Source organism: Lichenihabitans sp. Uapishka_5, assembly GCF_033947565.1.
Lineage (GTDB): Bacteria > Pseudomonadota > Alphaproteobacteria > Rhizobiales > Beijerinckiaceae > Lichenihabitans.
Genome location: NZ_JARPVX010000103.1, coordinates 1 through 11,664, shown reverse-complemented (window position 1 = coordinate 11,664; position 11,664 = coordinate 1). Strand labels below are relative to the sequence as shown.

7 protein-coding genes and 1 pseudogene are annotated in these 11,664 nt (G+C 69.3%); 6 read left to right on the top strand and 2 right to left on the bottom strand.

Annotated features, from left to right (window positions below; translation table 11 throughout):
- Positions 1-138 precede the first annotated feature (138 nt).
- Positions 139-1,101 (top strand): tetraacyldisaccharide 4'-kinase, encoded by a 963-nt coding sequence (gene lpxK / locus P7D22_RS20620; protein ID WP_319936141.1) that lies wholly within the window; start codon positions 139-141, stop codon positions 1,099-1,101.
- A 7-nt stretch (positions 1,102-1,108) separates the two neighbouring features.
- Here lpxK and P7D22_RS20615 read toward each other — a convergent pair whose 3' ends face one another.
- A complete protein-coding gene (locus P7D22_RS20615) occupies positions 1,109-2,773 on the bottom strand; it encodes an ATP-binding protein (RefSeq protein WP_319936140.1) in 1,665 nt (554 codons plus the stop codon).
- Between the two features lie 159 nt (positions 2,774-2,932).
- On the opposite strand from P7D22_RS20615, the gene ahcY reads away from it, so the two are divergent.
- From ahcY to P7D22_RS20595, 4 genes are all read left to right on the top strand, one after another.
- The gene (gene ahcY, locus P7D22_RS20610; RefSeq protein WP_319936139.1) at positions 2,933-4,360 is read left to right on the top strand and encodes an adenosylhomocysteinase; all 1,428 of its coding nucleotides are present in this window, start codon (positions 2,933-2,935) and stop codon (positions 4,358-4,360) included.
- A 241-nt stretch (positions 4,361-4,601) separates the two neighbouring features.
- Entirely contained in the window at positions 4,602-7,112 is a 2,511-nt protein-coding gene (locus P7D22_RS20605; protein ID WP_319936138.1) for a PAS-domain containing protein, read from the top strand.
- Between the two features lie 84 nt (positions 7,113-7,196).
- Positions 7,197-8,744, top strand: coding sequence for a tRNA (adenosine(37)-N6)-threonylcarbamoyltransferase complex ATPase subunit type 1 TsaE (tsaE, locus tag P7D22_RS20600; protein ID WP_319936137.1), 1,548 nt, complete (start codon positions 7,197-7,199; stop codon positions 8,742-8,744).
- The gene (locus P7D22_RS20595; protein ID WP_319936136.1) at positions 8,741-9,454 is read left to right on the top strand and encodes a nucleotidyltransferase family protein; all 714 of its coding nucleotides are present in this window, start codon (positions 8,741-8,743) and stop codon (positions 9,452-9,454) included. The genes tsaE and P7D22_RS20595 overlap by 4 nt, the downstream gene beginning before the upstream one ends.
- Positions 9,455-9,467: 13 nt before the next feature.
- Here the strand turns inward: P7D22_RS20595 and P7D22_RS20590 are convergent, their stop codons facing one another.
- A complete protein-coding gene (locus tag P7D22_RS20590; RefSeq protein ID WP_319936135.1) occupies positions 9,468-10,085 on the bottom strand; it encodes a pyridoxamine 5'-phosphate oxidase family protein in 618 nt (205 codons plus the stop codon).
- Between the two features lie 39 nt (positions 10,086-10,124).
- Here P7D22_RS20590 and P7D22_RS20585 point away from each other — a divergent pair.
- Positions 10,125-11,664: pseudogene (locus P7D22_RS20585) on the top strand (double-strand break repair protein AddB); the annotation flags it as partial.

Sequence of the window (11,664 nt, the reverse complement as noted above, 5' to 3'; positions counted from 1 at the left end):
GGCCGGCGTTGCCGTCGAGGCCGCGGCCGGTGCCGCCGACCGCACGCTGGCGGCGCTGGCACCGCTCCTGCCGCCCTTGTTGGGAGGCTCCCGCTGAGGCAGGCCCCTGGCTTCTGGTGGCGACCGCGGCCGAGTCTGGTGGCACGGCTGCTGCAACCCGCGGGCCTTGTTTACGGCGCTCTGACGGCGCGCCGTATGGCCCGCCCTGGCGTCGTGACGCCCGTGCCGGTGGTTTGCGTCGGCAACCTCGTGGCCGGGGGCGCCGGCAAAACGCCGACGACCCTGGCGCTCGCGGCGCTGTTGGTGGCCGAAGGCCATCGCCCGGCCATCCTGTCGCGCGGCTACGGCCGCAGGATCGCACGGGGAACCGAGCGGCATGTGCTGCGCGTCGATGCCGGCCGGCACGAGGCGAGCGAGGTCGGCGACGAGCCGCTGCTGCTCGCGGCCGCGGCCCCGACCTATGTGGCCGCGGACCGGCGCGATGCCGCCCGCCAGGCCGTGACTGAGGGTGCCACGCTGCTGCTGCTCGACGACGGCTTGCAGAACCCGACGCTGCACAAGACGCTGACGCTGGCCGTGGTGGATGGCGCCGCGGGAGTCGGCAACGGTTTATGCGTGCCGGCCGGGCCCTTGCGGGCCCCGGTCAAAGCGCAATGGCCACATGTCGACGCGCTTTGCATCATCGGCGAGGGGGCGCCGGGCGCCGCCGTGCGGGCCGAGGCCGAAGCCCGGGGTCTGCCGGTGCTGGGCGCCAGCCTGGAGCCCGACGCCACAACCGTGGCGCAGTTGCGGGGCCAGCCGCTGCTCGGCTTCGCGGGGATCGGGCGGCCCGAGAAATTCTTCGCCACGCTGCAAGCCTGCAACCTCGACCTGCGCGAGCGGCGGGCCTTCCCGGACCATCATTCCTTCGCGGACAACGACCGGGCGGCGCTGCTGCGGGACGCCGACGCCCTGGGGGCACGCCTCGTCACCACGGCCAAGGACCGCATGCGGCTGCCGCCGGACTTTTCGGCCACGGTCCTGCCGGTGACGCTTCGCTTCGACGATTTGGCGGCCGTGCGGCGCCTGCTGGCGCGGTTGCCGCCTTTGCCACGCCGATAGGTGGGCTTCACACCGGATCGAGCACCAGCGCCGCAGCCGCCACGGTTTCGGCCGCGGACGCCACCGGCAGGCGCAGCGACACGGTTGTGCCGACGCCGACCGTGCTGGCGATCTCCACCGTGCCGCCGATGTCGGCCATCATGGCCTGCACCTGGGCGAGGCCGAGCCCGGTGCCGGTCTGGGCCTTGGTGGTGAAGAAAGGCTCGAACACCCGCCGCAGGGTCGCGGCATCGATGCCGCAGCCGGTATCCCGCACCAGAACTTCGACGCGGTCCGGCATGTCCGCGAGCGCCCGCGCGACGACGAACACCGAGCCGCCCCCCGGCATGGCCTGACGGGCATTGACCACGAGGTTCATCAAGGCGGCCTCGAACTGCACCTTGTCGAGCCAGCACGGTTTCAGGTCGTCGGCCACCTCGACCTCCACCTTGGCGTCGAGCCCCGCCACATGCTGCAGCGTCATCTGCAACTCATGCAGCAGCGTCCCGACGTCGTGGGTTTCGGGGCGAAGCTCCTGCCGACGCGAAAAGGCCAGCAGACGGTCCACCATGGCGCCGCCGCGCGCCAAGGTGCCGCCTGCCTCACGCAGCACGGTCGGATCGGCGCCGCGCTTGCCGATCAGGCGCAAACTGCCTTGCAGCGCCGTCAACACGTTGCGGAAGTCATGGGCCACGCTGGCGGTCATCTGGCCCATCGATTCGAGCTTCTGGGCCACGGCGGCGCGCTGGGCCACCAGGACCCGTTCGGCCTGATGGCGTTCGATCGTCAGCGCCAGGGCGAGCAGCAACCCGCCGACCGCCATCGTCAGCACGAAGCTCGGCATCATCATCTGCCACCAGCGCCGCGCCACCGTGCTGCGGTCGATGCCCACCTGCACCGACAGCGGATAGCCGTCGGCCGCATGGGTGGCGGTAATCTGGGCCTGCGCGTCCTGTTGCAATTGCCCGAGCCGCAGACGCTCGGTCGGCGGCACCAGCTGGCGACGGGTCGGCGCCTCGTCCCCGGCCGGCCGTGTCGAGGCGAGCAAGACGTGCCCGTGCGTTTCCACCAGGGTGATGACCGAATGCGGGCCGAGGTCGAGGTCCGAGAAGAAGCGCGAAAAATAGCCAGGATCGAGGTCGGCCACGATGAACCCCTGGAAGGCGTCGCCGGCCCGGCCAAGCCGGCGCGCCACCGTGATGGTGGCCCGCCCGCTGGCGCCGACATCGCCCAGCGAACAACCGATGGCCAGCGCGGGGGCGGTTTGCACCGCCAGCGCGGCCCGGCAGCCGAGGTCGAGGGTGCCCACCGCGTCGGGATCGGACGACGACACCACCCGGCCGTCCGCGTCGCTGACCCGGATCGCCTGCACGACGCTGAGTTCGGCGGCGCGACGGCGCAGCATCGCATCGAGGTCGGTGGCGGGCGCGGGATCGCCGGCGCCAGCCAGCAGGGGCTCGAGGCCCCGCAAGGTGATGTCCACCGCCTCGAAGGTGCGCGCCGCCTGTTCGGACAACAAGAACGACAATCGCGCCGTCCGGTCCTGGGCCTCGGACACGAGCCCCGCATGGTAGCGCCACGCCGCGCCCGCCAGGATGGTGGCGATCACCAGGGCCAAGGCCAGTGCGGCCGCCACGGGACGACGCCCGTGCCGGCGCAGGCTGATGCCGAGGCTGGAGATGCGACGTGTCATAAAGACCCACAAGAAAACCAAGCCGCGGCGTGGCAGGGCTTTGCGGCGCTTTCATGCGATCCGCCAGGGCGATCATTCCATATAAGGAATTGCTTATATGTTTATTGCGCGCATCGCCGGGCAATGCTATGCGGCATTCATCGTTTGGAAGGATCATCAATGACCGTGGGTACAGCAACCAGCGCCGCCTCAGGCCACGACTATGCCATCGCCGACATCGGCTTGGCCGATTGGGGCCGCAAGGAGCTCACCATCGCGGAAACCGAGATGCCGGGCCTGATGGCCGTGCGGGCCGAGTTCGGCGCCACGCAGGCCCTCAAGGGTGCCCGCATCGCCGGCTCGCTGCACATGACGATCCAGACCGGCGTGCTGATCGAGACCCTGAAGGCGCTCGGCGCCGACGTGCGCTGGGCCTCGTGCAACATTTATTCGACGCAGGACCACGCCGCCGCGGCGATCGCGGCCACCGGCACCCCGGTTTTCGCCATCAAGGGCGAAAGCCTCGTCGATTATTGGGACTACACCCACCGCATCTTCGAATGGGCCGATGGCGGCACGCCCAACATGATCCTCGACGACGGTGGTGACGCGACGCTGCTGATCCACCTCGGTATCCGGGCCGAGAACGGCGACACGGCGTTCCTCGACAAGGCCAGCAACGAGGAAGAGGAAGTCCTCTTCGCAGCCATCAAGAAGCGCATCGCCGCCGACCACGGCTGGTATGGCCGCGTCGGCAAGGCCATTAAGGGCGTCACCGAGGAAACCACCACGGGCGTCCATCGCCTCTACATCATGGCCAAGGAAGGCAAGCTGCTGTTCCCGGCCATCAACGTCAATGATTCGGTGACGAAGTCGAAGTTCGACAACCTGTATGGCTGCCGCGAATCGCTGGTCGACGGCATCCGCCGCGGCACCGACGTGATGATGGCCGGCAAGGTCGCCATGGTGGCGGGCTTCGGCGATGTCGGCAAGGGTTCGGCGGCGTCGCTGCGCAACGCCGGCTGCCGCGTCATGGTCTCGGAAGTCGACCCGATCTGTGCGCTCCAGGCCGCCATGGAGGGCTACGAGGTCACCACCATGGAGGACGCCGCCAAGCGCGCCGACCTGTTCGTCACCGCAACCGGCAACGTCGACGTCATCACGGTCGACCACATGCGGGCCATGAAGGACCGCGCCATCGTGTGCAACATCGGTCACTTCGATTCCGAGATCCAGGTCGCGGGCCTGAAGAACTTCAAGTGGCACAACGTCAAGCCGCAGGTCGACGAGATCGAGTTCGTGGACGGCAAGCGCATCATCCTGCTGTCCGAAGGGCGGCTCGTGAACCTCGGCAACGCCACCGGCCATCCGTCCTTCGTGATGTCGGCGTCCTTCACCAACCAGACGCTTGCCCAGATCGAGCTCTGGACGAAGCCCGGCCAGTACAAGAACGAGGTCTACGTGCTGCCGAAGCACCTCGACGAAAAGGTCGCGGCGCTGCATCTCGACAAGATCGGCGTGAAGCTGACGCAGCTGTCGGACGCGCAATCGGCCTATCTCGGCGTCGCCGCCAAGGGCCCGTTCAAGCCCGAGCACTACCGCTACTGAGTCTTGCGGGCGGGATGATTCCTGCCGCAGCGTTGCACGAAAAGCACCCCCGGCATGGCAGCATGCCCGGGGGTGCTTCGTTTCATGTCAAGACCTTCCGAAGCGCAATCCCCTGCGGGTACAGTCCGATGATTCGAGCCGCGCGGCGGTGGCTCGACGCCGGACCAGCGTTCAGGGGGCGCGGGTTCGGCATGATCGAGGCGGAAGGAAGGGAATGGGTTGGCCATGGGATCTTGTCGGCATGGGATCCGGTTGGCGCAGCCTTCACCGTCCTTGCGGCGGACGGCGCACGCGATGGGCGTTGCTGGCGGGGGCCTGCACGGTTGATGTCGCCGGTGCGGCCGAGCCGCACAGCGTTTCGGCCGACATCATGGCGCAGCACGGCGCCTTCGCCAGCGCGGCGCTGGTGTCCGGGCTGGTGCTCTTCGCCACCACGACGGCGCTGTTGTCGCTGTTCGCACGCCGCCGCTGGGCCGACCGTGAACAAGGACTGCTGACGGCCCTTTCGGACGTGCGGGCGAAGCTCGACCGCGCCCAGGTGTTTTTGGCGGCCGAGCCGCAGATCGTGGTGGCCTGGTCGTCGGCCCAGGCCGAACCCGAGATCGAGGGCGACCTGTCGCTCGTCACCGACCTGCCGATGCCGCGCCGCATCCTCGGTTTCGGAGCCTGGCTGCCGCCCGAATCCGCCCAGGCGCTCGACCATGCGGTCGACCGGCTGCGGGCGCGGGGCGAAGCCTTCCGCATGGCGATCCGCACCAAGACCGGTCGCCACATGGAGGCCGAAGGTCGCGCCATGGGGGGCCGGGCCATCCTGCGGCTGCGCGACGTTTCGGGCGACCGGCTCGAGTTGACCCGCCTGCGCGAGCAGCATGGCCGCGTCGTGGGCGACCTCGAAACGATGCGTCACCTCGCCGACAACGTGCCCGATCCCGTCTGGTCCCGCGACGCCGCGGGCGAGATCGCCTGGGTCAATGCCGCCTATGTGCGGGCCGTCGAGGCCGTCGGCCGCGACGAGGCCATCGCCCGCGGGGCCGAACTGCTCGAGGAAACGGCGCGCGCGGCGGCCCTCGCGTCGCGGCGCGACGGGCTCGCCTGGCGGGCCCGGGCGCCCGCCGTGGTGGCAGGCGCCCGCCACATGCTCAACGTCGTCGAGGTGTCGGGCCCCTTCGGGTCGGCCGGCATGGCGGTCGATCTGTCGGAACTCGAAGCCGCCCGGGATGCCGTGGCGCACCAGGCCTCCGCCCATGGTCAGTTGCTCGATAATCTGACGACCGGCGTGGCGATCTTCGATCGCAACAAGCGCCTGCAGTTCCACAATGCCGCCTACCGGGCCATTTGGTCGCTCAGCCCGGCCTTCCTCGAAACCCAGCCCTTCGACGGCGAGATCCTGGACAGGCTGCGAACGGAGGGCCGCCTGCCCGAACAGGCCGATTTCCGCGTCTGGAAGGCCGGCGTTCTGGCGGTCTACCGCTCGGTCGAGACCACCGAGCAGACCTGGTACCTGCCGGCCAATCGGCGCCTCCGGGTCGTCACCATTCCGAACCCGGATGGCGGCGTCATCTACCTGTTCGACGATACGACCGAGCGCTACCAGCTCGAATCGAAGTTCAACGGCCTGATCCGGGTGCAGGGCGAAACGCTCGACACCTTGCGCGAAGGCGTGGCGGTGTTCGGCACCGACGGGCGGCTGGCCTTGTTCAACCCCGCCTTCGGTGAGATCTGGCACCTCGACCAGGCCCTGTTGTGCAACCGTCCCCACATCGACGAGGTGACGCGCCGCTGCCGCGACTTGTGCCAGGAACCCGACGACATGGGGCACCTGCGCTCCGTCGTGGCGGGGCTCGCGGACGAACGGCTGACCTTCGAGCGCCGCCTGCACCGCACCGACGGCACGGTGGTGGATTGCGCCGTGGCCCCCTTGCCGGACGGCGCCACGCTGATCACCTTCACGGACGCCACCGATGCCGTGAACATCGCCCGGGTGTTGCGCGAACAGAACCAGGTGCTGCTCGACGCCGAACAATTGCGCAACGATTTCGTCCACCACGTGTCCTACGAACTGCGTTCGCCGCTGACCAACATCATCGGCTTCGTGGAACTGCTTGGCGACAGTTCGGTCGGCGAGCTCAACACCAAGCAGCGCGAATATTCGGGCTACATCCTGAAATCCTCGGCGGCGCTGCTGGCTATCATCAACGACATCCTCGATCTCGCGACGATCGACATGGACGCGATGGAGCTGTCGCCGTCGACGATCGACGTTGCGGCCACCATGGCCGAAGCCGCCAAGGGCGTGCAGGACCGCCTGGCCGACAATGGCGTAGCGCTCGATATCGTGTCGCGCGACGACATCGGCAGCTTCCAGGCCGATGGCAAGCGGGTGCGCCAGATCCTGTTCAACCTGCTGTCGAACGCCATCGGCTTCTCGACCGCGGGCCAGCGGGTGACGCTGGCCGCCATGCGACGCGACGACCAGATGGTGTTCAAGGTGACCGACGAAGGCCGCGGTATTCCGCTCGACCTGCTCGATCAGGTGTTCGACCGCTTCCATTCCGATACGGCCGGCACGCGCCACCGCGGCGTCGGGCTTGGATTGTCCATGGTCCGCTCGCTGATGGAGCTGCACGGCGGCGAGGTGTTGATCGATTCCGCGCCCGGCGAGGGCACCAGCGTCACCTGCATCTTCCCGGCCCGCACGGTGGCCACCCTGGTGCTGCCGCCGCCGCAGGATGCGAAGAACCTGCCGATGTAGCGACGTCGGCCATTGCGCCGGCGCGTTTGGGGTTCGGAAACCATCTTCCTATAAACACGGCTGATGTCGCGCGAGGAGGATGCCGTGGGGGACGAAACGGCTGCACAACCTGCGAGATGGTCGCTCGAGGTGTCGGACGAGGCGGAGCTCGCCGGCCTCGTCGAAACCATGGCGGCGACGCTGCGCGCGGGCGACTTCGTGTGCCTCGCGGGCGGGCTTGGGGCCGGCAAGACCACCTTTGCCCGCGCCCTGATCCGGTCGCTGCTCGGCGACCCCGAGGCGGAGGTGCCGAGCCCCACCTTCACGCTGCTGCAAAGCTATGAGGCGCCGCATCTCACGCTGACCCATGCGGATTTCTACCGACTGCAGGGAGAGGACGACCTCAACGAGATCGGCTGGGACGAGGCGGCCGAAGGCGCACTGGTGCTGGTCGAATGGCCCGAACGCATCGCCGATCGGCTGCCGGCCGACCGGTACGAGATCACCTTCGGGCTGGTGCCGGCCCTCGGGCCCGGAGCCCGGACGATCGCGGTCGCAGCACACGGCACGGCAGCGCCGCGGCTCGAACAAGCGCGGCGCATCGAAACGCTGCTGGAGCGTGCCGGCTTCTCGGGCGCCCGGCGCCGCTTCATGACGGGCGATGCCTCGACCCGCGCCTATGAGCGCCTCACCGCGGCCGACGGCAGCCACGCGGTGCTGATGATCTCGCCGCCCCGCACCGACGCCATCGTGGTGCGCTTCGGCAAGCCTTATCACCATGTGGCGCGTCTCGCGGGCGACATCGGGCCGTTCCTGGCCATCGACGGCGGGCTCGCGGCACGCGGCATCTCGGTGCCGCGCATCCTGGCGGCCGAGCCACGGCGCGGCTTGGCGGTGATCGAGGACCTCGGCGACGAACCCATCGTGCGCCACGGCGCCCCGATCCCGGAGCGCTACGAGGCCGCGGTCGGCCTGCTGGCCTGGATGCATGACCAGCCCCTGCCCGAAACCCTCGCGGGACCGGAGGGGAGCCAATATAGCGTGCCGCCCTACGACCTCGACGCCCTGCTGATCGAGGCCGAGCTGGTGCTCGACTGGTATGCACCCGAGGTGGCCCGCATCACCCTGCCGGCGAGCGCCCGGGCCAACTTCATTTCCATCTGCTCGCGCCTGTTCGCCGAGGTGCTGGCCGGACCGAAGACGTGGTGCCTGCGCGATTACCATTCGCCGAATTTGATCTGGCAGCCGAACCGCGAGGGCTTGGCCCGCGTCGGCGTCATCGACTTCCAGGACACCGTGCTGGGCCACCCGGCCTACGATCTGGCCTCGCTGCTACAGGACGCGCGCGTCACCGTTCCGGACGCCCTGGAATTGAAACTGCTCGGCGCCTACGCGCAGCATCGCCGCTCGAACCAGGCGCTGTTCGACATGGTCAGCTTCGCCGAGGCCTATGCGATCCTCGGCGTGCAGCGCAACACCAAGATCCTCGGCGCCTTCGCGCGGCTGAACAAGCGGGATCGCAAGCCGCAATATCTCGCCCACCTGCCCCGCATCGAAGGCTATCTGGCGCGCGGTCTGGCCCATCCGGCGCTGCACGAGATGCGGTTCTGGTACCAGACCTACCTGCCCCGCATCCTGGGACTACGCCGATGACGAGGCCTGACGCCGCCATGGTGTTTGCGGCCGGGCTCGGCACCCGGATGCGGCCCGTCACCGACGCGATCCCGAAGCCGCTCGTGGCGGTCGCGGGCCGCACCATGCTGGACCACATGCTGGACCGCCTGGCCCAGGCCGGCGTGGCCCGGGCGGTGGTCAACGTGCATTACCGCGCCGACCAGATCGAGGCGGCGCTGGCGGGGCGCAGCCGGCCCGCCATCACGGTCTCGGACGAGCGCGCCACGCTGCTCGACCAGGCCGGCGGTATCGTGGCGGCGCTGCCGGCGCTCGGGCCCGCGCCCTTCCTGATCTGCAACACCGATGCGCTGTGGATCGAGGCGACGCCCGCCCTCGAGGCTCTGACGGACGCCTGGGACGCGGCCCGCATGGATGTGTTGCTGCTCGTGGCCGCGACGGACGGCAGCGTCGGCGTCGACTGGGACGGCGACTTCACGCTCGCGCCCGACGGGCGGCTGAGCCGCCGCCGCGAAGGCCGCGTGCCCTTCGTGTATGCCGGGGTCGGAATCATCAAGCCGGAGTTGTTCGCCGGGCTGCCGGCGGAACCGCTGAAACTGGCGCCGTTCTTCTTCGCCGCGGCCGAGCGGGGTCGCCTGCATGGCGTTTCGCTCGACGGCACTTGGCTGCATGTCGGCACACCGGCCGCGATCGGCGAGGCCGAGGCGGCCTTTGCGGCGGCGTCGGACTGACCGGCCACCGCGCTCAATATAGCGTGGTTCGCAGGCGCTCCGGCAAGGCCCGGTCATAGTCCGCACCATCGATGGCCTCCCGACTTAGGGCCGCGAGGATGTCTCCAGCACTCGGCAGCGAGGCCCGATCCGCAAAACGCGACGGGTCCCAAAGCCCGGCCCGCACCACGGCACGCGAACACTGGAAAAACACGCTCTCGACCGTGATCCGCAAAACCGTTCGCGGCCTTTTACCCTCGACCGCAAAGCGATCCAGCAGCGCTGGCGTTGCCAGAATTTCGGCGCTTCCATTTACGCGTAATGTCTCACCAACGCCCGGGATCAGGAACAACAGGCCGACCCGGGGATCGGCGAGGATGTTCTCGAGGCTGTCAATACGGTTGTTGCCTCGGCGGTCAGGTAACAGCAATGTATGTTGATCGAGGATGGTGACGAGCCACTCGGCATCTCCGCGCGGCGAGGCGTCGAGCCCCACGGGACCGCTTGTTGCAAGCACCAAGAAGGGTGCAGCCTTGATGAAGGCGGCATAAACGGGGTGGAGGTAATCCACCTCCTTCACGCGCGATGCCTCGCCGACTGCGCTATAAAGCGCTCTGAGCGCCGAAAGGTCATGCACCACGTCGTCGGTCATTGGCCCAGCGTCGCCCAGCATTGGTAATCCCTGCGCAGATTGCTATCTGATATCCCATCCCGTTCGTGCCGGCAGCTTGCCATTCCCAACGTCTTCACCATTCCCCCCGGCGTCCCCTTCCTCGACGCGCTGGTGGCGGCGCTGCTCGAAGGGCGGTTGGTGCCGGGCTTCAGCCGAAATGTCGGCCCGCTCGGGCTTGCGGGCGCCACCCTGTACCTGCCGTCGCGTCGCGCCGCGCGGGCGCTTGCCAGCACGATCGCGGACCAGATGGGCACCACGGCCTTTCTGCCGCGCATCCGGGCCCTCGGGGCGCTGGAACAGGACGGGCTGGCCGACGGCGCGCTGTTCGACGACGACCTCGCGGCGCCGCCTGTCGCCGCCATCGACCCGCTCGAGCGTCGCATGATCCTGACCCGGCTGATCCTCGCCTGGAGCGGATCGGTGCGCCACGCCCTGGTGACTGTCGCGCCCGACGGCCAGCGCGAGGTGGCCGAGCACGAGAATTTCGTGGTGGCCACCACGGCCGCCGACGCCTGGCACCTCGCAGGAGAGCTCGCCACGCTGCTCGACGAGCTGATCATCGAGGACGTGCCGTGGAAGCGCCTGCAGCCGCTCGGCACCGAGGCCTTCGACCGGTATTGGGCCGTGACGCTGGATTTCCTCGACATCGCCGTCACCCAATGGCCCGCCATCCTGGCCGACCGCGGCCGGGTCGATCCCGCCGGCCTGCAGGCCCGGTTGATCGATTTCGAGATCGTTCGGCTGCACCGCCCCGGCCACCATCCCGGCCCGATCGTGGTGGCGGGCGCCACCGGTTCCAATGCCGCAACGGGCCGGTTGATGGCCTGCATCGCACGGCTGCCGCAGGGCGCCGTGGTGCTGCCCGGCCTCGATCAGGGGCTCGACGAGGCCGCATGGGAGGCCATCGACGGCACCGCCTTCGAGGCAGGCTCGGGGGCAAGCCATGCTCAGGCGGGCTTCCGACGCCTGCTGCCGGCGCTGGGCGTCGGGCGGCGCGACGTGGTGGCGCTCGGGGCCGTGCCGGAGGGCGTGCGGGCCCGCAACCGCCTGGTCAGCGAAGCGCTGCGGCCGGCCGACACCACGGACGCCTGGCAGGCGCTGGTGCTCGATCCGGCGATCCTTTCGGCCCCGGCGGCGCTTGACCGGGTGGCGGTGATCGAGGCGGCCGACGAGCGCGAAGAGGCGCTGGCCCTGGCCTTGGCGCTGCGCGAAACCTTGGACGGACCCGGCACCGCCATCCTGGTGACGCCCGACCGCACGCTGGCCCGTCGCGTTAAGGAGGAACTGACCCGCTGGGACATCGCCATCGATGATTCGGGCGGCGAAACCCTGGCCCATACGGGTGCCGGAGCCCTGGCGCGGCTGGCGCTTGCGGCGGCGCATTCCGACCTGGCGCCGGTGCCGGTGCTGGCTCTGCTCAACCACCCGGCCGTGCGGCTCGGCCGTCCGCGCCATCAGGTGAGCCGGCTGGCCCGCCTGATCGAACTCGCGGTGTTGCGCACCGCCCTGCCGGCCGGCGCCCTGCTCGACCCGTCGGCCGCGATGGCGGCGGCTCGCG

Bases quoted from the DNA above. Each gene is read 5' to 3' on its own strand.
- P7D22_RS20615 (WP_319936140.1), bottom strand. From the start codon at position 2,773: ATGACACGTCGCATCTCCAGCCTCGGCATCAGCCTGCGCCGGCACGGG.
- ahcY (WP_319936139.1), top strand. From the start codon at position 2,933: ATGACCGTGGGTACAGCAACCAGCGCCGCCTCAGGCCACGACTATGCC.
- P7D22_RS20605 (WP_319936138.1), top strand. From the start codon at position 4,602: ATGGGATCCGGTTGGCGCAGCCTTCACCGTCCTTGCGGCGGACGGCGC.
- P7D22_RS20595 (WP_319936136.1), top strand. From the start codon at position 8,741: ATGACGAGGCCTGACGCCGCCATGGTGTTTGCGGCCGGGCTCGGCACC.
- P7D22_RS20590 (WP_319936135.1), bottom strand. From the start codon at position 10,085: ATGACCGACGACGTGGTGCATGACCTTTCGGCGCTCAGAGCGCTTTAT.